This window comes from Citrobacter sp. C6_1, from assembly GCF_014596835.2.
Lineage (GTDB): Bacteria > Pseudomonadota > Gammaproteobacteria > Enterobacterales > Enterobacteriaceae > Citrobacter > Citrobacter pasteurii.
Map to the genome: position 1 here is coordinate 106,198 of NZ_CP115031.1, position 26,105 is coordinate 132,302.

Consider the following 26,105-nt stretch of genomic DNA (forward strand, 5'->3'; position numbering starts at 1 on the left):
TAATTCACATAGAAAATTCCCATAGATATCGAATTGTCAAGTGAATAGTGGTATAATATAAGCGATAAAATAAGATGGTGTGATCTGCAGTACACAGGTAGCTGTTGAGCCTGGGGCGGTAGCGTGATTTGAAAATTAACAATAACCTGAAAGGGTATAGTGTGAAAAAGATCCTGGTAATAAAAATGCGCTTTCACGGCGATATGTTGCTAACCACACCGGTCATCAGCACGCTTAAAAAAAATTATCCTGATGCTGATATTGATGTTTTACTCTACGAAGACACCATTCCTATTTTATCTGAAAACCCCGATATCCATGCTTTGTATGGCATAAAAAATAAAAAGAGCTCTGCTTTTGAGAAAGCAAAAAATTTCTTAGCGCTAACCAAGGTACTACGTGGTAATCATTATGATTTAGTGGTCAATCTTACCGATCAGTGGATAGTTGCCTTACTGTGTCGTTGTTTGGATTGCCCAATAAAGTTGACACATGATTTCTCGCACAGAAATAAGAAATTCTGGCGCGACAGTTTTACTCATCACGTTCCTCTAAGTGGCGATCATTGGGTTGAACGTAATTTGTCTGTGTTGACGCCATTAAATCTAAAAGAATCAGTCCCGATACTGAAAATGGTTTATGGTGAGCAAGTCTGGCAATCTGTCCGGAAAAAACTTCCTCAGGTTGATACCCAGAAGTATGTTGTTATACAGCCTACGGCGAGACAAGAATTCAAGTCGTGGGAGAATGATAGATTCTCCCTGGTGATTGATGCGATACATCATTTGGGGTATCAGGTTGTACTGACTTCTGGACCTGGTGCCAGCGATATTGCCTGCGTCGATGAGATTGCCAGGGCATGTGAAACCAAACCTTTAACTGAAATTGCCGGGAAGACAACATTCCCTGAGCTTGCTGCATTAATTGATCATGCCGTACTTTTTATTGGTGTTGACTCTGCCCCGATGCATATTGCTGCAGCTGTTAAAACCCCCATCATTTGTCTTTTCGGCGCCACCGATCATATCGCCTGGCGACCATGGTCTGATGATGTGGTTCAATTTTGGGCTGGTGATTACCAACCAATGCCTGTGCGTGAAAAACTTGATCGAAGTAAGAAATATTTATCTGCTATACCTGCGGAAGACGTGATTGCAGCCATAGCGTCACGGTTACCTAAACTCGATTAATAAAGCATCCGGATATATAAAATGGTTATTGCTTTCTGTTTGTATAAATATTTCCCTTTTGGTGGGTTACAGCGTGATTTTTTGCGTATAGCGTCGACAGTCGCATCACGTGGACATCATGTTCGGGTTTACACACAATCATGGCAAGGAAATATTCCAGACAGCCTGGAGATCATCATTGTTCCTGTGAGGTCATGCTCCAACAACGGGAAAAATGCTGAGTATCATCGGTGGGTAAGTAAACATCTTGAGAGTAATCCAGCAGACCGGGTCGTTGGGTTCAATAAAATGCCTGGATTAGATGTTTATTATGCTGCTGATGTCTGCTACGCAGAAAAAGTCGCGCAAGAAAAAGGTTTGCTCTATCGTCTGACACCACGATACCGGCATTATGCTGCCTTTGAGAAAGCAACATTTGCTGAGGGAAAATCAACACAGCTGTTGATGTTAACAGATAAGCAAATTGCGGATTTTCAGAAGCACTATCATACCGAGCCAGCGCGTTTCCATATTCTTCCGCCGGGAATTTATCCTGACAGAAAATATAGCTCTCAGGCAGCAAATTGTAGAGCTAGCTTCAGGAAAGAAAATGATATCAGTGGTTCCCAGTATTTAATTATACAAATCGGTTCTGATTTTACCCGTAAGGGTGTCGACAGAACTATCAGGGCGATTGCTTCCTTACCGGAAGCTGTCCGCAAACAAACGATTCTGTTTGTTGTGGGTCAGGATAAGCCTGATCGCTATATAAAGCTGGCAACAGAGTATGGTGTTGCTGACAATATCAAGTTCTTCCCTGGCCGTAATGATGTCTCAGAGTTAATGGCAGCGGCCGATCTATTGATTCATCCGGCATACCAGGAAGCCGCAGGGATCGTGCTGGTTGAAGCAATTGCAGCAGGTTTACCTGTCATAACAACGGCAGTTTGCGGATATGCTCATTATGTTAAAGATGCTGAGTGCGGCATTGTTATTGATGAACCGTTTGAACAAAAATTATTAAATGAAGCTGTTTATTTTTCTTTAACTGACTCAGAGCAGAGAAATGCCTGGAAAGAGAATGCACAACACTTTGCTGATACTCAAGACCTTTATAGTCTACCTGAGAAAGCAGCGGATATTATTATAGGTGGTGCCCATGGTTGAGTTAAAAGAACCATTTTTATCCTTGTGGAAAGGGAAAGATGCTTTTTCTGAAGTGCAGAAGCTGCAGGGAGAAACATTTAGACAGCTCGAAACGCGTAGAACGATAAGGTTTGAGATTGCAGGTAAAAGCTATTTCCTGAAATGGCACCAGGGAACTAAACTGAAGGAAGTTATCAAAAACTTGTTCTCTTTACGTTTGCCGGTACTCGGAGCTGATAGGGAATGGAATGCTATACACCGTTTGCAGGAACTGGATGTTGATACAATGCACGGTGTTGGTTTCGGGCAGCAAGGTATAAATCCGCTCAACCGTATCTCATTTATTATAACTGAAGATCTGAGCCCGGCGGTTAGCCTGGAAGACTATTGCGCAGATTGGTTGGTGAATCCACCTGCGCGAAAAATTAAAATGGCATTAATTGAGCGTCTTGCCATTATGGTCAGAAGGATGCATCAGGGAGGCGTTAATCACCGTGATTGCTATCTCTGTCACTTCTTATTGCACCAACCGGCCAATTTTGAGGATAATACGTTCAAACTGTCGGTTATTGATCTGCACCGGGCTCAGATAAGAAATGCGGTTCCTGTTCGTTGGCGCAATAAAGATCTGATTGGTTTGTACTTCTCCTCGTTAAACATCGGGTTAACGCAAAGAGACTACTTCAGATTTTTGAAGATATACTTTAAAAAAGACATTAATAAAATTATTCGTGATGAGTCCGATCTCTTTGCAACTTATGCAAAAAAAACTGATAAAATTATTAATCATACATCAAAGAATAAACTATAAATATGAAATGATAGACTTTGTATAGCTACATAGAATAGTTAATTAAGTTTATTCAGCTGGCCAGTGATTGTTAATCTTTAGTTCACGATGACGGTGCTGGCTTAATTATATTAGAGGGTTTGAACTCATGTACGTGCTGGTCATTTCGCTTCCTTTTGACGATGCCCGACGAAAACGCGTATCAGATATAATGAATGAATTAAAGATCGAGTATTCGTTCGTTGATGCTATCTATGGGAAAAATTTGTCCGCCGAAGAAAAGCGCAAGATACCGTTAACTGACTTTCAGCACAGGGAAAACCATACGCCTACTGATGGTGAACTGGGTTGCTCACTAAGCCATATGAAGGCATTTAAACAGTTTGGGCAGAGTGGACAAGATTGGGTTTGTATTCTTGAGGATGATGCAATAATCGATCAGAATTTTAAGGAATTTATATCGACAGTCGATGAAAGTGTTCTCAATAAAGATGCGTTATACCTACTTGGTGGGCAGGATGGTTTAAGGTATAAAAATAAAGTTGTCTTAAATTTGCTTAAACTCAAGAAAATTGGTGGCCAGACCTTCGGCAAAGTTATATTTGGTCATGGATATGTTTTGCGAGCCTGCGGTTATTTGATGAATTCTGTAACCGCTCAAAAACTTGTTTCCCGTTTTGAAAATAACTTTTTCATCATAGATGAATGGGCATATCTGATGCGTCAGGGTTATTTTTCTGATATATACCTGGCAAACTTTGTCCATCACCCTGAAGAGTTGTCCGGGAGCTGGTTAGAGAAAGAACGTAAAGAGATAAAGAGTCACAAGAAAAAGCAAAAATCACTTTTCAGACGTAAAATTTCATCCTCATACTGGTATGGCCGACGAATTATTCTTGGGTTATGTTGGTGGAAGTAGATGAATGCAACAATGCTTAATCGTGGATGAAAGACGATATAGTGCATAGTTTTGGTCAGCTGCAGATATGTTAAATAGCAAAGCGATTGTATAAGAACGAATTTAACATATCTGCGATACCTGAATAATTACAGCAGCGCTATGTGAGAATAAACCTGAGTGGGTTCAAGCAAAGCAAGCTTTCCTTCCGGGGCACGACATGTGACCTGATTCTTCCCGTATCCCCCAATCAACCCCGGATCCGTAGGGCCATATAGCGTAACATTCGGCCGATCCAGTGCGGCGGTCAAGTGGCTTAATCCGGTATCAACGGATACTACAAACTTAGCGCCGGCTAATATCCGGGCTACATCCCCAAGACTCATTCGCGGTAAAACGTCTACGTAATCAAATCCTTCTGCCAGTCGTCTGGCTCGCGCTTCTTCATGCGGAGCGCCCCAGGGGAGCTTAATACGTATTTCTGCGTGATTTAATAAGCCAATGAGCTCCCGCCACTTCGCTTCCGGCCAGTGCTTGTCATCACGAGTGGTGGCGTGCAGGAAGACGGCATACTGCCCTGCATCGGCATTGCGTTCATTCAGAAAATGCTGTGCAATAGCGTAATCACCCTGCGACTGGGGTTTGGTATATCCCAGACTTTTCGCGAACAGCTCACGAGTACGTTCAACAGCATGCTGTTGTTTGGCGATATGATGCTTACGGTTATAAAACAGACTCGCCAGCGGTTCGCGCGCGGTACTCCAGTCCATACCATGCTTAATGCCATGCGCCAGACGAGTGACCAGCGCGGCGCTTTTTACCAACCCCTGCGCATCGATAACCACGTCATAGTTCTGTAAACGTACCGCATCGCGAAAAGCCTTGCGCTCAGCTTTAATGGGGGCGGAAAACCAGGCTTTACGCCAGCGGCGAATCGCCACCGGGATCACACGGTCTACGGCCGGATGCCAGGAGGGGATTTGAGCAAACCCTTCTTCCACTACCCAATCAAACTGAATATCCGCAATGGCCTGCTGCGCATCTGTTAATGCGGGCAACGTATGCAGCACATCGCCCATTGACGATGTTTTAACGATCAGAACCTGCATCCGTCAGACTTCCTCTTGTAACAACAGGTTATTCAGTTCTTCCAGTACGCGCTGAGGTGTGATGTCAATCAGGCTCTGGTGATACCCTTGTGCAGCATCTCCCTTACGCACCTTATGATAGCCCGTAATCAGGCGAATCACGCGTGCTTTGTGAGAGAGTGGTGGAGTGAAATCCGGGCTGCTAGGGCCATACAGAGCGACCAGCGGACGATTTAGTGCGGCAGCCACGTGCATCAAACCGGAGTCATTGGTGACCACGGCTTTGCAGGCGGCGAGAAGAATAACGGCCTGCTCCAGCTGCGTTTCACCAGCCAGGTTCCGACACCATGCCTGCTGTTCAACGCTCAGTGCAGCCAGAATTTCATTGCCAGCTTCATGATCCTTAGCCGAGCCAAACAGGACAATCTGATGACCTTCGTCAATCAACTGCTTTGCCAGTTCTGCATAGTGGTAATGTGGCCAACGTTTCGCTGGACCAAATTCTGCACCAGGGCAGAAACCGATGACTGGACGTTCAGCCGAGAGGGAAAATTGGCTACAGGTAAGTGACTTTTCACCTTCACTGACCTGTAATTGTGGCCACAGCAGCGGCTGTGGTAAATCTTTGGCTGTGAGCATCACGCCTTTATCGTACGCTAACGCGACATAGCGCTCGACCATCAGCGGCCAGGCTTCCTTATCCAGTACACGTGCATCGTTCAGCAGACCATAGCGCATCTCGCCACGCCAGCCGGTACGATGAGGAATACCCGCGAAGAAGGGTACCAGTGCGGATTTAAACGAGTTCGGCAGGACATACGCGCGATCGTAGCGTTTATCACGCAAACTGTGGCCCAGTTTGCGGCGCTCGCCAATCTCCAGCGCGCCGTGTCCCAGCGGCATGGCGATGGCGTCGTTGACTTCAGGCATACGCGACAGCAGCGGACGGCACCATGCAGGTGCCATCACGTCGATTATCGCCTGGGGATAGCGCGCCTTGAGCGTGCGATAGAGACTTTGCGACATCATCATGTCGCCCACCCAGGACGGGCCAACCACCAGAATCCTCATTGATTGCCTGCCTTATGCGTCGCGGTTCAGCCAGGCCATATATTCCGTTACGCCTTCGGCAACGGTCTTGAACGGTTTGTCATAGCCCGCAGCGCGCAGGTTAGTCAGATCCGCCTGAGTAAATGCCTGATAGCGGCCCTTCAGTTTTTCCGGGAACGGAATGTACTCAATGCTGCCTTTTTTGTGGTATGCCAGCGTGGCATCCGCGACGGCCTGGAAAGACTCTGCGCGACCAGTACCGAGGTTAAAGATGCCAGAAACCCCGTTTTCCAGGAACCACAGGTTTACTGCTGCAACATCGCCGACATAGACGAAATCACGTTTGAAGTTTTCACTGCCTTCGAACAATTTTGGCGTTTCGCCATTGTTGAGTTGAGTATTGAGGTGGAAAGCGACGCTCGCCATGCTGCCTTTGTGACCTTCACGCGGCCCGTAGACGTTGAAATAACGGAAGCCAACGATCTGAGAATTTGCTTCTGGCAGGATCTGGCGTACATATTCGTCGAACAGGAATTTTGAGTAGCCATAGACGTTCAGCGGCTTCTCATATTCACGAGATTCGATGAAGTCAGAGGTACGACCGCCGTACGTTGCTGCAGAAGAGGCATACAGGAAAGGAATTTCACGCTCCAGACAGTAGTGCAGCAGCTCTTTGGAGTATTGATAGTTGTTGTCCATCATATACTTGCCATCCCACTCGGTCGTGGAAGAGCACGCGCCTTCGTGGAAAATTGCCTCGATATCGCCGAAATCTTCTCCAGCCATAATCTGGATCAGGAAGTCTTCCTTATCCATATAGTCAGCAATATTCAGATCCACCAGATTCACAAACTTGGTGCCGTCTTTCAGGTTGTCCACCACCAGAATATCGGTGATGCCTTTGTCATTCAGGGACTTAACGATGTTGCTGCCGATAAAGCCCGCGCCGCCGGTAACGATGATCATAAATGTAACCTTCGAATTATGGAGTCAGAGACAATCTCAGACACGAATACCTCTAATCATATCACTACATGGCTTCGGCTTCAGCAGTACGTCGCGTCATGTGGCGTGTGACATGTGTACTGATTATTGCTTCAGTCATTCTTAATTGAAATAGTTAGGGTCTGGTGGTGTATGATTCACGTCGTAAATGGATGTTCAGGCGCGCGGTGCTGGCTTTTTCGGAGCCATCAACGAATGAATAAGCAAGGTAAAGCACTGTGTTGGGGCTGACAATAGTCGTTGGAATGAAAAAAATATATGCAACTTAAGAAGATAATTATTACAGGTTATGAAACCAGTGGCCTCGGAGGTATGGAGACGGTATGTATTAATTTGGTGAGGCTGCTGCGGACGCAAGACCCTGATATTGATGTCTCTTTTGTTTTTTTTAAGAAAAATAATAATAGCAATGTCAATAATGACTGGCTCACAGGGCAGCGCTATTGTCATCTATCTTCTAATATAAAAATAACTAAATTAAGAAGACTAAGTTTTGCTTATGGTTTGCGAAAAATTATTCTTCAGGAAAGTCCAGATATAATTATTTCCCTGGATACGCTTTCATGTTACATCAGTCACGTTGCAAGAAAATATACAAGCAAGCAGGTGAAAATATTTTCATGGTTTCACTTCTCTATTTTTAACTTCTACAAAAATAATTATAAGAAAAAAATCAAGTACATTAATAAAGCTGACTATCATCTTTCAATTAGCTCAGGGATAACTCAGCAGCTCATTGAGATGGGAATAGAAAAAAGCACTATTGCAACGATTTATAATCCCGTTGCGCGATGCGATATCCGTATCCCTACCCCTGAGAAGCATGCCCGGTTTGTGTATGTAGGCAGGGTTGTGGCAGATGGACAGAAAAATGTACGCAGTCTTTTCAACGGGTTGGCTAAACTAAAAGGGAAGTGGTCCTTAGATATTATCGGCACCGGCCCGGATGTTGATACCTTAACGGCATTAGCTGAAACGTTGGGGATTAGTGGAAATATTCACTGGCATGGTTGGCAGAAATCACCATGGGAATATATTCAAAATACGCTAAAAAATATCACCTGCCTGCTGTTAACTTCTCATTTTGAAGGTTTCGTTATGGTTCTGGTTGAAGCCAGCGCTCACGGCGTTTATGCCATTAGCTCTGATTGTGAAACGGGGCCTGCAGACATTATCAAAGAAGGGATAAACGGTAATTTATACCCTACTGATGAACCGGAAAAATTTGTTTCCTTGCTACAGGGAATTGTTGATGGAAAAGCGTTGCCTGCCGGCGAACAGATTCAGCAGGCGATTGAGGAATTCTACGAAGACAACTATATCATTAAGGTTAATAAGGCCTTTGCTATGGCAGGATTTACTATAGCACCGTCATCAGTGTCTCAGGTCATTGATGACGCGACAACGTAAGTCAGGTTGTGATGCCAGGTCTGTCATTCCTGAAAGGTTATGTGGGTACACGTGATTTATGCTGCATTTTAGACAAGTCATGATGAGTCATCTCGTACAAACCAATAGCATTGGGTAATATGTGCTGAAATTTGCCCAGTCTGGAGAATTGCAATGCGTGGGAATTTTTATAAGCAGTTAACGAACGATCTGGAAACCGCACGCGCGGAAGGGTTGTTTAAAGAAGAGCGCATTATTACGTCTGCTCAGCAGGCTGATATCACCGTGGCTGACGGAAGCCATGTTATTAACTTTTGTGCTAACAACTACTTAGGGCTGGCTAACCACCCGGAACTGATTGCAGCGGCAAAAGCGGGTATGGATTCTCACGGATTTGGTATGGCCTCGGTGCGCTTTATTTGCGGCACTCAGGACACCCATAAGCAACTGGAGCAAAAACTGGCGGCGTTCCTGGGTATGGAAGATGCCATTCTTTACTCTTCTTGCTTTGACGCCAACGGCGGCCTGTTCGAAACGCTGCTGGGAGCAGAAGATGCCATTATCTCTGACGCCCTGAACCACGCCTCTATTATCGATGGCGTTCGTCTGTGCAAAGCGAAGCGTTTCCGCTACGCCAACAACGATATGCAGGAACTGGAAGCGCGTCTGAAAGAAGCGCGTGAGGCAGGCGCCCGCCATGTATTGATCGCCACCGATGGCGTGTTCTCTATGGATGGCGTCATCGCTAACCTGAGAGGCGTATGCGATCTGGCAGACAAATATGATGCGCTGGTGATGGTAGATGATTCCCACGCGGTAGGCTTTGTGGGTGAGAACGGCCGTGGCTCTCATGAGTATTGTGACGTGATGGGCCGTGTGGACATCATCACCGGCACGCTGGGCAAAGCACTCGGCGGCGCATCAGGTGGTTACACTGCGGCACGTAAAGAAGTTGTTGAGTGGCTGCGTCAACGTTCCCGTCCGTATTTGTTCTCTAATTCACTGGCTCCGGCAATTGTTGCTGCTTCCATTAAGGTGCTGGAGATGGTTGAGGCGGGTAGCGACCTGCGCGATCGTCTGTGGGCGAATGCGCGTCAATTCCGTGAGCAAATGTCCGCCGCAGGCTTCACGCTGGCAGGAGCCGATCACGCGATTATTCCGGTAATGCTGGGTGATGCGGTTGTTGCGCAGGCGTTTGCCCGCGAACTGCAAAAAGAGGGGATTTACGTAACTGGATTCTTTTATCCAGTGGTTCCAAAAGGCCAGGCGCGTATTCGTACCCAGATGTCAGCGGCACATACCCCTGAGCAGATTACGCGTGCAGTCGACGCGTTCACACGCATTGGTAAACAACTGGGCGTAATTGCCTGAGGATGTGAAATGAAAGCGTTATCCAAACTGAAAGCGGAAGAAGGCATTTGGATGACCGACGTTCCTGAACCGGAAGTCGGCCATAACGATTTGCTGATTAAAATCCGTAAAACAGCCATCTGCGGGACTGACGTTCACATTTATAACTGGGATGAATGGTCGCAAAAAACCATCCCGGTTCCAATGGTTGTAGGGCATGAATATGTCGGTGAAGTTGTTGGTATCGGCCAGGAAGTTAAAGGCTTCAAAATCGGCGATCGCGTTTCTGGTGAAGGCCATATCACTTGCGGACATTGCCGTAACTGCCGCGGTGGTCGTACTCACTTGTGCCGCAATACGACTGGTGTCGGCGTAAACCGTCCTGGCTGTTTTGCACAATATCTGGTGATCCCTGCGTTTAACGCCTTTAAAATTCCGGACAACATCTCCGACGACCTGGCGTCTATCTTCGATCCATTTGGTAACGCGGTACACACGGCGTTGTCGTTTGATCTGGTTGGCGAGGATGTGCTGGTTTCCGGTGCGGGGCCGATTGGCATTATGGCTGCCGCGGTAGCGAAGCACGTTGGTGCACGCCACGTAGTGATTACAGATGTTAATGAGTATCGTCTGGAGCTGGCACGTAAAATGGGTATTACCCGCGCAGTCAACGTCTCGAAAGAGAACCTGACCGACGTGATGGCCGAACTGGGGATGACCGAAGGATTCGATGTGGGTCTGGAAATGTCTGGTGCGCCGCCAGCGTTCCGTACCATGCTGGACACCATGAATCACGGTGGCCGTATTGCCATGCTGGGGATCCCGCCATCAGACATGTCGATAGACTGGACGAAAGTTATCTTTAAAGGTCTGTTTATTAAAGGTATCTATGGTCGCGAAATGTTTGAAACCTGGTACAAGATGGCTGCACTGATCCAGTCCGGCCTTGATCTGTCGCCGATCATCACCCATAGATTCTCTATTGATGAGTTCCAGCAGGGCTTTGATGCCATGCGTTCAGGCCAGTCCGGGAAAGTGATCCTGAGCTGGGATTGAATGCGCAGCGTGCATTCAATGTTAATTACGGCCAGATATCGCTATCTGGCCGTATAAACCATAGATTTTATTTTCCGCGGATCTTTCTGGATAACGCTCTTATATTTTCTTTAAGCAGGATGAGTTTATAAATTAACCCTCTGCCTTTAACATTAATATTATATTTTCGTTGTAATGCCAGAATGTCATTTGCCTGACAGACCTTCATATTTCCCTTACAGGACAGGTCAATAATCCTTAACTCACCCGTAGGCGTGCGAATGAAATTCCCAGGGTGAATATCATTTGATGCCAGTCCGGCCTTGTGAAGACGCAGCACGCATTGCTTTACCTCGTCAGCATTCTGCTGGTTAATTTCTCTTAAAGGATCACCTTCAATATATTCATGAATAGTATAAACATCATGGCACTGGCGAAAACGTGTTTTCTCAGCAGCATAGTAGAGATCGGCAGTACAGATGCGCATTTCCGGCGGGAGCCTGTCCAGCTTCCTGATCAGCCGGGAATAGAAAGGGCCGGAGGTAAAGTTCTGTAATTTTTTCTCAAATCGTGGATCAACTTCACGGTCGTTTTTGATGATAAATTTCTGCGAGTTGTACTCGACCAACTCCACGCTGCGTAATGCGTTACCACTGCTCAGCGGTTTGCCACTGATTTCTTTTTTGATGTATTTATTCATCAGTGACTTAAGGTCTTTTCTGGTCTCTTTGCAATAGACCGTATAACCTTTTTCGTGTGTCTTACTGATGGCCATCTTTTCCCTCAATATCAGCCTGTAGAGTACATTAATTCATAGGGATAGAGTATACAGGTTGTGTACCCCGATATGTAGACGATCTGAGCTCTCATCAACCTGCTGAACGCAGGCGTAGCAGGGCATCTTTCTCAAACCAGACACTTTCACTGCAGCGTTTCTGCCCATAAATACATTCTAACCTTAATAATTCCTTAATGAAACCGTAGTAAAAGTCATCAGTGTAATGACAAACCTGGGTTAGCTGATGAGAAACTGCACAAATATGTTGAGTGTTATTATTCCGTTGTATAACGTGGGTGATAGTTTTCGGGATTGCATGGAATCTTTGATCGCACAGACATGGACTGCGCTAGAGATCATCATTGTGAATGATGGTTCAACGGATAATTCTGTTGATATTGCGCAACATTATGCGGACAACTATCCCCACGTACGGTTGTTGCATCAGGCTAACGCAGGGGCATCCGTAGCGCGTAACCGTGGCCTGGAAGCGGCCAAAGGGGATTACGTTGCATTTGTCGATGCCGATGACCTGGTTTATCCCAATATGTACGAAACCCTGATGACCATGGCAATTCAGGATGACCTGGATTTAGCACAGTGTAATTCCGACTGGTGCATTCTTGAAACGGGACAGACCTGGCAATCAATACCGACGGATCGTCTTCGGTCTACGGGGGTGTTGACCGGCCCTGACTGGTTACGTATGGCGTTGGCTTCACGCCGCTGGACACATGTGGTCTGGATGGGAATTTATCGCCGGGATGTTATTGAGAGAAATAAAATAACATTTATTCCGGGGTTACATCACCAGGATATTGTCTGGACGACGGAGTTTATGTTTAACGCTGTACGCGTGCGATATACCGAGCAATCTTTATATAAATACTTCTTACATGATCAATCAATCAGCCGTCTTAAACGACAAGGTTTAAAAAATCTCAACTACCAGCGGCATTATATTAAAATTACGCGGTTATTGGATAGGTTGAACCGTAAATATGCCGATCGGATTACTATTTATCCGGAATTTCATCAGCAAGTCACCTATGAAGCATTGCGCGTATGCCATGCAGTCCGTAAAGAACAGGATGTGCATATTCGTCAGCGCATGATCGCAGAGATTTTTGTCTCTGGTATGTATAAGCGCATGATAACTAACGTACGCAGTGCCAAAGTATTGTACCAGGCGCTGCTATGGTCATTCCGTCTATGGAAATGGCGCGATAAAACATCATCGCCTTCGCGTATTGCCCGAAAAGCGCTTAATCTGCGTTAGCGTTCATTGTGCTGGGTGAGGATGTGTTCCCCCAGCCCTGCCACTGCAGTCTCATATATTGCACCAGCGTGCTTTGTGTGATGCTTTCCTCTAGCACGCTAAAGAATCGGTTGGCGTAAACCGGCTCCAGAGGTTGTTTCGGTTTGCACAGTTTCACCCCACGGAAAGGATTACGCGGCGCATCTGGCGTACCGTTTCTCGGTGGAGTGAGGTTAGGTCTGGAGGTATCGATCTGCGGCTCATTAAGCAGGTTGCTCGGACGAACCAGCGTAATATCGGCTGGCAGGCTATACAGCATCTGCTGCAATACGCGTACCGTAGAAGGGTGGGGGTGCCCGATGGCAATCGCTGACCCGTTACGACGCGCAAGTTCGACGGCACGATTAAACTGACGGCGAATATCCGCTTCGTTTTGTGTATCGTCGAGGAAGACTTTGCGTTTGATGACCTTCACCCCGGTTCCTGCCGCCGCGCGCATGGCCTGGCTGTTGCCGATGGTCATACTGTCGAGGAAGTAGAGGTCGTAGCGCTCCAGAGCTTGCATCACCTTCTGCATGCCGAACAGGCTGGACGTCATCGCACTACCCATGTGGTTGTTCAGTCCCACTGCATACGGCACTTTGCTTACCGCGTCGCGAATAATCCGTTCAATTTCTTCGCTGCTCATCTCCGGGCGTAACGTGTCTTTCTCCAGCGGTTGCTTGCTCAGCGGAGCCATCGGCAGATGGATTAACACTTCATGTCCACTGTTATGCGCTTTAGTCGCCATTTCACGTGCATGTGGCGCGTTTGGCAGGACGGCAACAGAGACAGTGGAAGGCATTGCCAGCACCTGGTTTTCTGTTTGCGGACGATAACCGAAATCATCAATGACGATAGCAAGTTTGCCGGCGAAAACAGGTGTTGCGAATGCCAGCAGGCTGGCGAGTGAGAGCAAAGTACGACGAAACTGAGGCAAAACTTATCTTCCCAACCACGGCTGTGGATTGACCGCCTGACCCTGGCGACGAATTTCGAAATAGAGTGCCGGCCTGCCCTGACCGCCGCTGCTACCCACAAGTGCAATTGGCTGCCCGGCGCGAACCTGTGTACCCACGCTGACCAATGCGCTTTGGTTGTAACCGTACAGGCTCATATCGCCTTTACCGTGTTCAACCACGACGACCAGTCCATAGCCCTGCAGCCAGTCCGCCAGAATGACGCGACCATCGGCGATGGCTTTAACTTCGGTACCTTCGGAGGCACCAATAACCATCCCTTTCCAACGTAGCTCACCTTGCAGCTGCTCGCCATAGCGATGTAGCGTTGGACCACGAACGGGCCAGAACGCCTGGCCGCGCGGCGAACCTAAACCACCGGTACGCGACATCAGTGATTTTTCGCTTTCGGTTGGCTTGTAGGTTGAACCTTTGCGTGATGCTTCCTGCTGCTTATCACGTACGGCCTGCGCCTCACGCGCTTCACGCTCTGCGCGGGCTTTTGCGGCGGCTTCGGCGCGAGCAATGCTATTGCGCAGGCGTGATTCGTTGGCGCGCATTTCGCCCAGCTGCTGCTGACCTTGTTGAATCGACGACTCCAGACTCGCGAGCGTCTTCTGGCGTTCATTACGCGCCTGCTCCAGCTTAGCCTGCTGAGCGCGCTGTTCGTACAGCAGCGTCTGTTGTTCGCTCTGTTTATCTTCCAGCTCGGCTTTCTGCGAATCGACCTCTTCGCGGGTTTGCTTCAGCTGTGCGATAGTCTCCTGGCGCGCCTGGTTCAGATAGCCGAAATAGGCCTGCAGGCGTTGCCCGCGCTGGCTTTCTTCACCGCTAAGGATGAGCTGAATACCGGTGTGTTCACCCTGGCGAAACGCGGCGTCTAACTGGGCTGCCAGACTGCGCTCTTGCGCTGCTCGTTGCTTTTCCAGCTTCGCGAGCGCGGCGTTCATCTCTGCGATTTGCGCGTTCAGCTGTGCCAGTGAGTTTTGCGTTTCGCGCAGCTGCCTTGCGGCAACGGCGATGGCTTGTTCCTGAGCTTTAAGTTGTGCGAGGAGGGTGGCGCGTTGTTGTTGTTGTTGGCGTACCGCGCGTTCTTTTGCCGCGATATCGGCCTGAATAGATTTGAGCTGGTCGCGTTCGTCCGCGTGGGCGGAAAAGGCGCACAGCAATACGCCAGCGCTAAGCGCGCTGGCGTAGAACAAGGGCCTGACTGAAAACTTACGCGGTTTCACGGCCCGAGTGATGGTATTAATCGCCTTTCCCCTCATGGGGAGGGATTATTCCACGATGAACAGCGGCTTACCAGTCATCTCTTGCGGGATTTCCATACCCATCAGCGTCAGCATCGTCGGGGCGATATCAGAAAGTTTACCGCCTTCGACTGCTTTGACGTTTTTGCCACCAACATAAATCAGTGGAACCGGCAGGTTGGTATGCGCGGTATGCGCCTGACCGGTGGACGGATCGCGCATTTGCTCTGCGTTACCGTGGTCCGCGGTGATCAGCAGCTGGCCGCCAACGGATTCAACCGCTTTAGCCACCTGCTCAACGCAGTGATCCAGCGCTTCAACCGCTTTAACCGCTGCCTCCATCACCCCGGTGTGACCAACCATGTCGCCGTTCGGGTAGTTACAGATGATGGTGTCGTACTTCCCGCTCTCAATCGCAGCAACCAGTTTTTCGGTCAGTTCAGCAGAGCTCATTTCCGGCTGCAGATCGTAGGTTGCGACTTTCGGTGAGTTGATCAGAATACGGTCTTCGCCTTTGAACGGCTCTTCTACGCCGCCGTTAAAGAAAAAGGTTACGTGTGCATATTTTTCGGTTTCGGAAATACGCAACTGCGTTTTGTCGTTCTTCGCCATCCACTCGCCAAGGGTGTTGGCCAGAGATGCTGGTGGGTAAGCAACCGCAGTTTTGATGTCGGCCGCATATTCGGTCAGCATCACAAAGTTGAGGTTAACGACTTTCTTACGGGCGAAGCCGTCGAAGTCAGCGTTAACAAACGCACGGGTGATTTCACGCGCACGGTCAGCACGGAAGTTCATGAAAATCAGCGTATCGCCGTCTTCCATAGCGGCTTCAGCCTGGCCTTCAGCACGGATCACGGTGGCTTTAACGAATTCGTCGTTTTCGTCACGGGCATAAGCGGCCTGCAGACCTTCAACCGCCGTAGCGAACTGGAACTCGCCTTTTGCCAGCGTCATCAGGTCATAAGCCTGTTCCACGCGATCCCAACGGTTGTCGCGGTCCATGGCGTAGTAACGGCCGATGATGGACGCCACGCGGCCTTTGCCCAGCGCGGCAAATTTCTCTTCGAATTTCTGCAGTGAATGTTCAGCGCTGCGCGGCGGGGTATCACGGCCATCAAGGAAAGCGTGCAGATAGATTTTCTCAGCACCGCGTTCAGCGGCCATTTCTACCATCGCCATGATGTGATCTTCGTGGCTGTGAACGCCGCCAGCAGAGAGCAGACCCATGATGTGTACCGCTTTGCCGCTATTTTTTGCCTGGTCGACCGCATCGGTCAGCACCGGGTTAGCGAAGAAAGTACGTTCTTTGATTTCAACGTCCAGACGGGTCAGGTCCTGATACACGATGCGGCCCGCGCCCAGGTTGACGTGACCCACTTCGGAGTTGCCCATCTGGCGATCGGGCAGGCCGACTTCCAGACCAGACGCATCAATCAGGGTATGCGGACGTTTTGCCCACAGCGCATCCATTACCGGGGTTTTGGCATTAAAGATGGCGTTATCCTGGCTGTCTTCACGATAGCCATAGCCATCCAGAATCACCAGTACCATAGGTTTTTTAGAAACCGACATTGCGACAACCTCACACTCAATAGATAAAAAATAATTGCATAATTTTACTACAGCTGAATCGATAAAGTAGCCCCCGAAGATCAAATAATGGGGGATCGCGTGCCAGGGGGAACACTGATTTACATTTTTTTTTCCGTAGCGCCCCGCAAAAATGCAATCCAATGCACGCTCTGGCTGTATTTGCGCCAACGCGCAGGTATACTCCTTTCCTGGTTTTTTTTAATCACTGAGTCGGGAGTTGTTACCCCCCATGCAAGAAATTATGCAATTTGTTAGTCGCCACCCTGTCTTGAGTATCGCCTGGATTGCGTTACTGGCGGCTGTATTGTTTACCACGTTTAAAAGCCTGACCTCAAAAGTGAAGGTGATTACGCGCGGCGAAGCTACACGTCTCATCAATAAAGAAGACGCCGTTATCGTCGATTTACGTCAGCGCGACGACTTCCGCAAAGGCCATATCGCAGGCTCCACTAACCTGCTGCCGAGCGAAATCAAAGCCAACAACTTTGGTGAGCTGGAAAAACACAAAAACAAACCTGTTATTGTGGTTGATGGCTCTGGTATGCAGTGCCAGGATTCAGCAACTGCGCTGATTAAAGCCGGTTTTGAGCAGGTATCTGTACTGAAAGACGGCGTAGCGGGCTGGAGTGGTGAGAATCTGCCACTGGTTCGCGGCAAGTAATTTACCCGTCGTCTTTTATCCTGCAGGGCAAAAGAACACTGGAGATAAGGCATGGCCAATATTGAGATCTATACCAAAGCAACCTGCCCGTTTTGCCATCGCGCAAAAGCGCTGTTGAACAGCAAGGGCGTGAGTTTCCAGGAACTTCCGATTGACGGCGATGCCGTGAAGCGTGAAGAGATGATCAAACGCAGTGGCCGTACAACGGTTCCGCAGATTTTTATTGATGCACAGCACATTGGTGGTTGTGACGACTTGTATGCGTTGGATGCGCGTGGTGGACTGGATCCCCTGCTGCGTTAAGGCGTACGGATAGTATTTAAAGGACAACACTAAAGGGTTTTCTCAACATGTCAGAACAAAATAACACTGAAATGGCTTTCCAGATCCAACGTATTTATACCAAGGATGTGTCTTTCGAAGCGCCAAATGCACCGCATGTTTTCCAGAAAGATTGGCAGCCAGAGGTTAAACTGGATCTAGATACCGCATCTACCCAACTGGCAGATGATGTGTATGAAGTAGTGCTGCGTGTCACCGTAACGGCTTCTCTGGGTGAAGAAACGGCGTTTCTGTGCGAAGTTCAGCAGGGCGGTATTTTCTCCATCAGTGGTATTGAAGGGACTCAGATGGCGCATTGCCTTGGCGCATACTGCCCGAACATTCTGTTCCCGTATGCCCGCGAATGCATCACCAGCCTGGTTTCACGCGGTACATTCCCGCAACTGAACCTTGCGCCGGTCAACTTTGATGCGCTGTTCATGAACTATTTACAGCAGCAGGCTGGCGAAGGTACTGAAGAACATCAGGATGCCTGATGAACCAAAGTAATGCTTCAATGACTGTGATTGGTGCCGGCTCGTACGGCACCGCTCTTGCCATCACCCTGGCAAGAAATGGCCATCAGGTTGTCCTGTGGGGTCATGATCCGAAACATATCGCGACCCTTGAGCACGATCGCTGCAACGTCGCATTCCTCCCTGATGTGCCTTTTCCCGAAACGCTGCGCCTGGAAAGTGATTTAGCCACTGCGCTGGCCGCCAGTCGTAATATTCTGGTGGTGGTACCGAGCCACGTCTTTGGCGAAGTGCTGCGTAACATCAAACCGCTGATGCGTCCTGACGCGCGGCTGGTCTGGGCGACAAAAGGTCTGGAAGCGGAAACGGGGCGTCTGCTGCAGGACGTCGCGCGCGAAGCGCTGGGTGATTCTATCCCGCTGGCGGTTATCTCCGGTCCGACGTTCGCCAAAGAGCTGGCGGCGGGCATGCCGACGGCGATTTCTCTGGCCTCGACGGACGACGCCTTTGCTGACGATCTCCAGCAGTTGCTGCACTGCGGCAAAAGCTTCCGCGTCTACAGCAACCCGGATTTCATTGGCGTGCAGCTTGGCGGCGCGGTGAAAAACGTCATTGCGATTGGCGCGGGGATGTCTGACGGCATCGGCTTCGGCGCGAATGCGCGAACCGCATTGATCACTCGCGGACTGACCGAAATGTCTCGCCTTGGCGCGGCGCTGGGTGCCGATCCTGCCACCTTTATGGGGATGGCGGGTTTAGGCGATCTGGTGCTGACCTGTACCGACAACCAGTCGCGTAACCGTCGTTTTGGCATGATGCTCGGCCAGGGTATGGACGTGCAGGGTGCGCAGGACAAGATTGGCCAGGTGGTTGAAGGCTACCGCAATACGAAAGAAGTTCGTGAATTGGCGCACCGTTTTGGTGTCGAGATGCCAATAACCGAGGAAATTTATCAAGTATTGTATTGCGGAAAAAATGCGCGCGAGGCAGCATTGACGTTATTAGGTCGTGCGCGCAAGGACGAGCGAAGCAGCCACTAGCCGTAAGGAACCGTTTCAATCTAACGACCCGACCCGCGTAGAACGGGTTGGTCGTTTTGCTACCTTCTGGAGTACGCAATGCCGTGTGAAGAACTGGATATCGTCTGGAAAAACATTAAAGCGGAAGCCCGGGCACTGGCGGAATGTGAGCCAATGCTGGCCAGTTTTTACCACGCAACGCTGCTCAAGCATGAAAACCTCGGCAGTGCGCTGAGCTATATGCTGGCGAATAAACTCGCTTCTCCGATCATGCCTGCTATTGCGATTCGCGAAGTCGTGGAAGAGGCCTACGCGGCCGATCCTGAAATGATTGCCTCGGCGGCTTGCGATATTCAGGCGGTACGCACGCGTGACCCGGCCGTCGATAAATATTCCACCCCACTTCTTTATCTGAAGGGCTTTCACGCGCTTCAGGCCTACCGCATCGGCCACTGGCTATGGCATCAGGGGCGTCAGGCATTGGCGATCTTCCTGCAAAATCAGGTCTCTGTTACCTTCCAGGTGGACATCCATCCGGCGGCAAAAATTGGTCGCGGTATTATGCTCGACCACGCTACAGGTATTGTAGTGGGCGAAACGGCGGTAATTGAAAACGACGTCTCTATTCTGCAATCCGTCACGCTTGGCGGGACCGGTAAAGCAGGCGGCGACCGTCATCCGAAAATTCGTGAAGGCGTGATGATTGGCGCGGGAGCAAAAATTCTCGGCAACATTGAAGTCGGGCGTGGCGCGAAGATTGGCGCAGGTTCCGTCGTTTTACAGCCGGTACCCCCGCATACAACCGCCGCAGGCGTTCCGGCGCGCATCGTCGGCAAGCCTGACAGCGATAAGCCATCTATGGATATGGATCAGCATTTCAACGGGATACATCATACTTTCGAATACGGCGATGGCATCTGATTTCGAGCTATGCCCGGTGGCGCAGTGCTTACCGGGCCTACAAACCCCGTAGGTCGGATAAGGCGTCAGCCGCCATCCGACAAAAATCAACTACGCAATACCGCGCCAGGATAACCTAGCTGGCGCCAGGCCTCATACACCACTACTGACACCGCGTTAGACAGGTTCATGCTGCGGCTGTCCGGCATCATCGGAATACGAATTTTTTGTTCGGCAGGCAACGCGTCGAGAATGCTGGCAGGCAGACCGCGTGTTTCCGGGCCAAACATCAGATAATCCCCGTCCTGATAGCTTACCGCGCTATGCGCTGGCGTACCTTTGGTGGTCAGGGCAAACAGACGTTGCGGATTTTCTGCGGCCGCAAAGGCGGTGTAATCAGGGTGGCGCAGCACGGCGGTAAATTCGTGGTAATCCAGCCCCGCGCGACGCAGCCGCTTGTCGTCCCAGGCAAAGCCCATTGGCTCAATAATATGCAGACGAAAGCCGGTATTGGCGCAAAGACGGATAATATTGCCGGTATTTGGCGGGATTTCTGGTTCAAATAATACGATGTTAAGCATACTGCCCCCTTAATAGCGGGGGGCAGAATAACAGAAAGAGCGGGTACTATGCGACGGTCAGCGACTGGGGTTTATAGCGTTGCAGCTTGTAAATCATCGCGGCAGCGGCGACCAGCGCCGGAACGCTGAGGAACATCAGTATGCTATCAGCCTGCCATTGCATGGACAGCAGTTGGGCGCTGGTCATGGTGCCGGCGACGCCGCCAAAGCGGCCCACACCTTGCATCCAGGCAATGCCGGTTGCGCGGCAATGAGTGGGGTAAAACGTGGCGGCCAGCGTCTGCAGTCCGGACTGCGCGCCGTTCATGGTAATCCCCATCAGGAAGATCAGTGCGCCGAACAGGATGATATGGTTATGTTCAAACCCGAGAGCGAGGGCAAACAGCATCGTCAGAATAAAGCCGAGTGACACCACTTTATGTGCTTCCCAGCGATCCATTAACCAACCGGCCAGCAGGATCCCCGCAGTACCGCCGAAGGTAAACAGTGACGTCAGCCAGGCGGATTCAGCCAGCGGATAGCCCATTCCCAGCATCAGCGTAGGCATCCAGCTGAGCAGTACGTAATAGATAACCAACCCCATAAAGTAGGTCATCCACAGCATCAGCGTACCCGGCAGCCAGGGCATACTGAATAGCTGCGCTACGCTGCCTTTTTTGACCGCCACCCGATCTTCTTCCAGGTAAAACTGGGTGACCTGTTCCAGACTCCCCGACATAAAGCGTTGAGCAATGCGTTTAACCTGTGCAACCCCTTTACCCCGATGAACCAGATACTTAACCGACTCCGGCAGGAACAGCACCAACAGTACGGTCAGCGCCAGCGGGGCGATTGCACCGGCGAGCAGGACGCTGTGCCAGCCGTAGTTGGGAATCAGCCAGGAAGAGATCACTCCGCCGCCTGCCGCGCCGAGCGGAAAACCACAGTACATGGTGTTAATCGCCATTGAACGGCAACGTTTAGGGGCAAATTCTGAGACCAGGGTGATGGCATTGGGCATTGCTGCGCCAAGACCCAGCCCGGTGAGAAAGCGCCAAAATGTGAGCATATTCAGCGTCTCGGCATACGCTGTACCCAGACTGGCGAGGCCAAAGAACAGACAGGAAAAGACCAGCACGCGTTTACGGCCCATACGATCGGAAATCGGTCCCGCCAGCAGGGCGCCAAATGAGAGGCCCAGTAGCGCGGCGCTTAACACCGGTCCAAGATCCTGCTTTTTGATGCCCCAGTCGGCTGAGAGCGTGGGCGCAATATAGCCCATCGCCGCCGTATCGAAGCCGTCAATGGCTAAAACCAGAAAGCCCAGGACAATAATGACCCAGTGAAACTGTGAAAAACGACTGTCATCTATCGCCTGCTGGATATTCACTTTTCCGGAATAAGCCATGTCACCCTCGCCCGTTATGATGGTTGTTATCTACCCGTCATACTTCAAGCTGCATGTGCGTTGGCTTTACTCGCTCACCCCAGTCACGTACTTATGTACGCTCCTGAGATTCGCTGCGTCGCCGCCTTCCTGCAGCTCGAATTATTTAGGGTACATGTATAAAATGCTGTTGTATTAGCTTGTATATACATTTGGCAGGTGGAAAAATAATTGTCAAATATATTGGTTGTAAATGTTAACCGATCGTTATTTTTCGAATAAAAAATGGTCGGGCTGAAAACAGGCCGACCATTGAGAAAAAGGGGGGTTACGGGGGGATTGTTACGCTGCGCTACCCTGAACCAGAGGAGCCAATGCGGCAGGCAGGCTCTTGCCCAGTTCCTGTACCAGCGAGTCGCGGTTGATTTCGCTAATGGTTTTCGCACCGGTCAGTGTCATCGCCACCTTCATCTCTTTCTCGATCAGGTTCAGCAGATTCGCCACACCGGCCTGACCGTGGGTTGCCAGCGCGTACAGATAAGCACGGCCCAGCAGCACGCTATCCGCACCCAGTGCAATCATGCGCACCACGTCCAGGCCGTTGCGGATCCCGCTGTCGGCCAGAATCGCAATATCGCCTTTTACCGCGTCGGCAATGGCGGGCAGCGCGCGGGCGGAAGAAAGCACGCCATCTAACTGGCGCCCACCGTGGTTTGACACCACAATCCCGTCGGCGCCAAAGCGCACGGCGTCTCGGGCATCTTCTGGATCGAGGATCCCTTTGATCACCATCGGACCATCCCAGAATTCACGGATCCACTCGAGGTCTTTCCAGGAAATAGACGGATCGAAGTTATTCGCCAGCCAACCGATGTAATCCTCAAGGCCGGTGGGTTTGCCAAGATAGGTCGAGATATTGCCTAAATCATGCGGGCGACCGTTCAGGCCAACGTCCCATGCCCATTGTGGATGGGTGACTGCCTGCCAGTAGCGGCGCAGTGCCGCATTTGGACCACTCATACCGGAATGGGCATCACGGTAGCGGGCGCCTGGCGTGGGCATATCGACAGTAAAGACCAGCGTGGAGCAGCCTGCCGCTTTGGCACGCTCCAGGGCGTTACGCATAAAGCCGCGATCGCGCAGGACATACAGCTGGAACCACATTGGACGCTTGATGGTCGGGGCGACTTCTTCAATTGGGCAGACGGATACCGTCGAAAGCGTAAACGGAATGCCTTTAGCATCAGCGGCGGCGGCGGCCTGAACTTCGCCCCGGCGTGCATACATGCCGCATAAACCGACAGGCGCGAGGGCCACCGGCATCGACAGTTTTTCGTTAAACAGGGTGGTTTCCAGACTGAGATCTGACATGTTCTTCAGCACGCGCTGGCGGAGTGCCACCTCTGATAAATCTTCCACGTTACGGCGCAGGGTATGCTCCGCGTACGCGCCACCGTCAATGTAGTGGAACAGGAAAGGGGGCAGAATGCGCTGGGCTGCGGCGCGATAATCGCTGGCTGCTGAAATAATCATGTGTTGTTCTCCCTGCTAATTTCATTATGGTCACCGGGCAGACGGGTGATACGCGCCTGGCGGGCCTGGTCTTCATCAAAGCGTTTAATGGTGGTATGGACAAAACTGAGGTGCGCCATCATCGCCTTCCGCGCGCCATCGGCGTCTCCGGAGACAATCGCGTCCAGCACAGCAAGGTGTTGTTCTGTGAGCTGTGAAAACACCGGTGGCACCAGGTACATACGCTGGCGACTCTGTTTTACCGAAGACTGCAATACGTCGAAGAAACCACGCATGGTCTGTAGCAGCACCACGTTGTGTGAGGCTTCAGCGATGGCAAGGTGAAAGCGAACGTCTGCTTGTGAAGCGAGATCCGGATCTTCACTTTGTGTGGCCTCGAAACAGAGCCTGATTTTCTCTTTGTCGGCGGCTGTGGCGCGCATGGCGGCGTGCCAGGCAGTGCTGGCCTCAATGGCGTGGCGGGCTTCGAGAATATCGAAGCTGTAATCAGGGTCGTCCGCCATCAGACTTTTCAGTGGCTGAACAATGTTTTGTTCGGACCACGCTTCATGCTGCCAGCGGATAAACGTCCCGCCGCCACGACGGCTAATCAGCACACCTTCACTTACCAGCTTGGCTAACGCCTCGCGCAGTGAGTTACGGGATACGCCGAGCTGTACGGCCAGCTGGCGCTCGGCGGGCAATTTCATGCCCGCCTCCAGCTGTTGTTCTTCAATCAGCGCCCGCACACGAGATGCGACCTCGTCTGACAGGCGTCTGGGCATCACAATCATGGAATCATCCAGGTTAAGACATAGGCCTGCAGCGTGGTAATCACACCGACCATACAGGTGAAAATCAGGCTGTGTTTCACGGTAAAGCGGAACAGGTCAGATTCTTTACCCACCAGCCCCACGGCCGCACAGGCGATGGCGATTGACTGCGGGGAGATCATCTTACCGGTCACGCCGCCGGTGGTATTCGCCGCAACCAGCAGGACATCGGAGACGCCAATCTGCTGAGCTGCCGTTGCCTGCAGGGCTGCGAACAGTGCGTTTGATGAGGTGTCTGAACCGGTCAGGAATACCCCCAGCCAGCCGAGGAACGGCGAGAAGAAGGTAAAGGCGTTACCGGTGTGCGCCAGAGCCAATGCCAGGGTTGATGAAAGACCGGAGTAGTTAGAGATAAACGCGAATGCCAGCACCATTCCGATGGAATAGATGGGCAGCGCCAGCTCTTTTAGCGTGCTGCCAAAGGTTTGCAGAGCGGCAGACGGCTTCATTTTCAGCCAGACGATAGACAGCAGCGCGGCAAACAGAATGGCGGTACCGGTTGCCGAGAACCAGTCGAACTTGTACACCGCCGCGTAGGCTGTGGCTTCGTGTACCACCGGCGGCATGCGGGCTACCAGTTTGTCGAGGAACGGAACCGGAATATTGACCACCCAGTGGTACATCGCGCCGCCAGGGGCAAACAGCGCTTTAAACGGCGGGATGCTCCACAGCGTGACCGTTGCCGTCAGGAACAGGAATGGCGACCAGGCGCGGATCACCTGTCCAACGGTATAACGGGTGCGAGCCAGCGTCTGATCGACCTGGGAAGCGCCCATGTCGCCAAAGCGGAAGATGCGCACCGGCTGCCAGCGTTTCAGGAACAGCGTCAGGCAGACCAGAGAAACCAGAGAAGAGATGATGTCCGGCAGTTCCGGCCCGATAAAGTTAGAGCTGAGGTACTGCGCGATAGCAAACGAGCCGCCAGCGACCATCACCGCAGGCCAGGTCTCTTTCACGCCGCGCCAGCCGTCCATAATCGCCATGATCCAGAACAGTACGATAATCGTCAGGAACGGCAACTGGCGGCCCACCATCTGGCCGATTTCAAAACTGTCCAGCCCGGTGACCTGACCGGCAACCAGAATCGGAATGCCCATTGCCCCAAAAGCGACTGGCGCGGTGTTTACGATCAGGCACAAACCTGCTGCATACAGCGGGTTAAAGCCGAGGCCAACCAGCAGCGCAGCGGTAATCGCGACGGGCGCACCAAAACCAGCGGCACCTTCCAGAAACGCCCCAAAACAGAAGCCCACGATGATCATTTGCAGACGCTGGTCAGGGGTGATGGAGAGAATCGACGAACGGATAATGTCGAACTGCCCGGTCTTGACCGAGATTTTATAGACGAATACCGCCGCAATAATGATCCAGGCAATCGGCCACAGACCATAGAAGAAACCGTACACCACGGATGCCAGCGCGTGATCGACCGGCATTTTGTAGAACAATAAGGCGACCGACAGGGCAATGACCACCGTCCACGATGCCGCAATATAGCCTTTCAGCTTGAGCTTAATCAGCGCGAAGAAAAAGAACAGAATAGGTAGCGAGGCAATCAGGCTTGAAAGCCAGATGTTACCGGCCGGGTCGTAGTTTTGTTGCCAGAGATTCATTGCAGGTCTCCTGGGGGCCGCTGACA

25 protein-coding genes are annotated in these 26,105 nt (G+C 50.8%); 13 read left to right on the plus strand and 12 right to left on the minus strand.

Annotation, left to right across the window (positions count from 1 at the left end):
- Nucleotides 1-185: 185 nt before the first annotated feature.
- The 4 genes from rfaQ to IB196_RS00550 all read left to right on the plus strand — a co-directional run bounded on the left by rfaQ (nt 186) and on the right by IB196_RS00550 (nt 4,024).
- A complete protein-coding gene (gene rfaQ, locus IB196_RS00535; RefSeq protein ID WP_233614660.1) occupies nt 186-1,190 on the plus strand; it encodes a lipopolysaccharide core heptosyltransferase RfaQ in 1,005 nt (334 codons plus the stop codon).
- A gap of 21 nt (nt 1,191-1,211) precedes the next feature.
- Nucleotides 1,212-2,336 carry a glycosyltransferase family 4 protein gene (locus IB196_RS00540; RefSeq protein WP_188231968.1) on the plus strand — a complete coding sequence of 375 codons (1,125 nt, stop codon included), beginning with the start codon at nt 1,212-1,214 and terminating at the stop codon, nt 2,334-2,336.
- Nucleotides 2,329-3,126: a lipopolysaccharide core heptose(I) kinase RfaP gene (gene rfaP, locus IB196_RS00545; protein ID WP_040231577.1), complete on the plus strand. Its 798-nt coding sequence runs from the start codon at nt 2,329-2,331 to the stop codon at nt 3,124-3,126. The genes IB196_RS00540 and rfaP overlap by 8 nt, the downstream gene beginning before the upstream one ends.
- 127 nt (nt 3,127-3,253) lie before the next feature.
- A complete protein-coding gene (locus IB196_RS00550; RefSeq protein ID WP_040231579.1) occupies nt 3,254-4,024 on the plus strand; it encodes a glycosyltransferase family 25 protein in 771 nt (256 codons plus the stop codon).
- 128 nt (nt 4,025-4,152) lie between these two features.
- Here the strand turns inward: IB196_RS00550 and rfaC are convergent, their stop codons facing one another.
- From rfaC to rfaD, 3 genes are read right to left on the minus strand one after another with little or no spacing between them, the layout of a single operon-like run.
- Nucleotides 4,153-5,112 carry a lipopolysaccharide heptosyltransferase RfaC gene (gene rfaC / locus IB196_RS00555; RefSeq protein WP_040231581.1) on the minus strand — a complete coding sequence of 320 codons (960 nt, stop codon included), beginning with the start codon at nt 5,110-5,112 and terminating at the stop codon, nt 4,153-4,155.
- A 3-nt stretch (nt 5,113-5,115) separates the two neighbouring features.
- Nucleotides 5,116-6,162, minus strand: a complete 1,047-nt coding sequence (gene rfaF, locus IB196_RS00560) for an ADP-heptose--LPS heptosyltransferase RfaF (protein ID WP_040231582.1) — start codon at nt 6,160-6,162, stop codon at nt 5,116-5,118.
- Nucleotides 6,163-6,174: 12 nt separating this feature from the next.
- Complete coding sequence (gene rfaD, locus IB196_RS00565; RefSeq protein WP_003827312.1) at nt 6,175-7,107, minus strand: ADP-glyceromanno-heptose 6-epimerase; 933 nt, start codon at nt 7,105-7,107, stop codon at nt 6,175-6,177.
- A gap of 297 nt (nt 7,108-7,404) precedes the next feature.
- Between rfaD and IB196_RS00570 the strand changes: the two genes are divergently transcribed.
- The 3 genes from IB196_RS00570 (at nt 7,405) to tdh (ending at nt 10,941) form a co-directional block, all read left to right on the plus strand.
- Nucleotides 7,405-8,556 (plus strand): glycosyltransferase, encoded by a 1,152-nt coding sequence (locus IB196_RS00570; RefSeq protein WP_040231583.1) that lies wholly within the window; start codon nt 7,405-7,407, stop codon nt 8,554-8,556.
- Between the two features lie 153 nt (nt 8,557-8,709).
- Nucleotides 8,710-9,906, plus strand: a complete 1,197-nt coding sequence (gene kbl / locus IB196_RS00575) for a glycine C-acetyltransferase (protein WP_005120460.1) — start codon at nt 8,710-8,712, stop codon at nt 9,904-9,906.
- A 9-nt stretch (nt 9,907-9,915) separates the two neighbouring features.
- The gene (tdh, locus tag IB196_RS00580) at nt 9,916-10,941 is read left to right on the plus strand and encodes an L-threonine 3-dehydrogenase (protein ID WP_005120462.1); all 1,026 of its coding nucleotides are present in this window, start codon (nt 9,916-9,918) and stop codon (nt 10,939-10,941) included.
- A 67-nt stretch (nt 10,942-11,008) separates the two neighbouring features.
- Here tdh and rfaY read toward each other — a convergent pair whose 3' ends face one another.
- On the minus strand, nt 11,009-11,695 hold the full coding sequence (gene rfaY, locus IB196_RS00585; protein ID WP_005120465.1) for a lipopolysaccharide core heptose(II) kinase RfaY: 687 nt from the start codon (nt 11,693-11,695) through the stop codon (nt 11,009-11,011).
- Nucleotides 11,696-11,942: 247 nt separating this feature from the next.
- Between rfaY and IB196_RS00590 the strand changes: the two genes are divergently transcribed.
- Nucleotides 11,943-12,977, plus strand: coding sequence for a glycosyltransferase (locus tag IB196_RS00590; RefSeq protein WP_040231585.1), 1,035 nt, complete (start codon nt 11,943-11,945; stop codon nt 12,975-12,977).
- Here the strand turns inward: IB196_RS00590 and IB196_RS00595 are convergent.
- Genes IB196_RS00595 through gpmM form a run of 3 tightly spaced genes read right to left on the minus strand, consistent with a single transcriptional unit; the run spans nt 12,964 to nt 16,776 of the window.
- Complete coding sequence (locus tag IB196_RS00595; protein ID WP_155021715.1) at nt 12,964-13,935, minus strand: divergent polysaccharide deacetylase family protein; 972 nt, start codon at nt 13,933-13,935, stop codon at nt 12,964-12,966. The two genes, IB196_RS00590 and IB196_RS00595, sit on opposite strands and share 14 nt — an antisense overlap.
- Nucleotides 13,936-13,938: 3 nt before the next feature.
- A complete protein-coding gene (envC, locus tag IB196_RS00600; RefSeq protein ID WP_246803261.1) occupies nt 13,939-15,198 on the minus strand; it encodes a murein hydrolase activator EnvC in 1,260 nt (419 codons plus the stop codon).
- 33 nt (nt 15,199-15,231) lie between these two features.
- Nucleotides 15,232-16,776, minus strand: coding sequence for a 2,3-bisphosphoglycerate-independent phosphoglycerate mutase (gene gpmM, locus IB196_RS00605; RefSeq protein ID WP_040231588.1), 1,545 nt, complete (start codon nt 16,774-16,776; stop codon nt 15,232-15,234).
- A gap of 250 nt (nt 16,777-17,026) precedes the next feature.
- On the opposite strand from gpmM, the gene IB196_RS00610 reads away from it, so the two are divergent.
- The 5 genes from IB196_RS00610 (at nt 17,027) to cysE (ending at nt 20,195) form a co-directional block, all read left to right on the plus strand.
- Entirely contained in the window at nt 17,027-17,458 is a 432-nt protein-coding gene (locus tag IB196_RS00610) for a rhodanese-like domain-containing protein (protein ID WP_005120473.1), read from the plus strand.
- Between the two features lie 51 nt (nt 17,459-17,509).
- Complete coding sequence (gene grxC / locus IB196_RS00615) at nt 17,510-17,761, plus strand: glutaredoxin 3 (RefSeq protein ID WP_003024152.1); 252 nt, start codon at nt 17,510-17,512, stop codon at nt 17,759-17,761.
- 47 nt (nt 17,762-17,808) lie between these two features.
- Nucleotides 17,809-18,276 (plus strand): protein-export chaperone SecB, encoded by a 468-nt coding sequence (gene secB, locus IB196_RS00620; protein WP_003024155.1) that lies wholly within the window; start codon nt 17,809-17,811, stop codon nt 18,274-18,276.
- Nucleotides 18,276-19,295: an NAD(P)H-dependent glycerol-3-phosphate dehydrogenase gene (gene gpsA, locus IB196_RS00625; RefSeq protein WP_003024157.1), complete on the plus strand. Its 1,020-nt coding sequence runs from the start codon at nt 18,276-18,278 to the stop codon at nt 19,293-19,295. Before secB ends, gpsA begins: the two co-directional genes overlap by 1 nt.
- A 78-nt stretch (nt 19,296-19,373) precedes the next feature.
- Nucleotides 19,374-20,195: a serine O-acetyltransferase gene (gene cysE / locus IB196_RS00630; RefSeq protein WP_003024160.1), complete on the plus strand. Its 822-nt coding sequence runs from the start codon at nt 19,374-19,376 to the stop codon at nt 20,193-20,195.
- An 86-nt stretch (nt 20,196-20,281) separates the two neighbouring features.
- On the opposite strand, the gene trmL is transcribed toward cysE, so the two are convergent.
- From trmL to lldP, 5 genes are all read right to left on the minus strand, one after another.
- Entirely contained in the window at nt 20,282-20,755 is a 474-nt protein-coding gene (gene trmL, locus IB196_RS00635; RefSeq protein ID WP_149691870.1) for a tRNA (uridine(34)/cytosine(34)/5-carboxymethylaminomethyluridine(34)-2'-O)-methyltransferase TrmL, read from the minus strand.
- 46 nt (nt 20,756-20,801) lie between these two features.
- Nucleotides 20,802-22,142 carry an aromatic acid/H+ symport family MFS transporter gene (locus tag IB196_RS00640; protein ID WP_188231969.1) on the minus strand — a complete coding sequence of 447 codons (1,341 nt, stop codon included), beginning with the start codon at nt 22,140-22,142 and terminating at the stop codon, nt 20,802-20,804.
- 321 nt (nt 22,143-22,463) lie between these two features.
- Nucleotides 22,464-23,654: an FMN-dependent L-lactate dehydrogenase LldD gene (lldD, locus tag IB196_RS00645; RefSeq protein ID WP_149691868.1), complete on the minus strand. Its 1,191-nt coding sequence runs from the start codon at nt 23,652-23,654 to the stop codon at nt 22,464-22,466.
- Nucleotides 23,651-24,427, minus strand: a complete 777-nt coding sequence (lldR, locus tag IB196_RS00650; RefSeq protein WP_005120480.1) for a transcriptional regulator LldR — start codon at nt 24,425-24,427, stop codon at nt 23,651-23,653. Before lldR ends, lldD begins: the two co-directional genes overlap by 4 nt.
- The gene (gene lldP / locus IB196_RS00655) at nt 24,424-26,079 is read right to left on the minus strand and encodes an L-lactate permease (RefSeq protein ID WP_149691867.1); all 1,656 of its coding nucleotides are present in this window, start codon (nt 26,077-26,079) and stop codon (nt 24,424-24,426) included. The genes lldR and lldP overlap by 4 nt, the downstream gene beginning before the upstream one ends.
- Between the last annotated feature and the right edge of the window lie 26 nt (nt 26,080-26,105).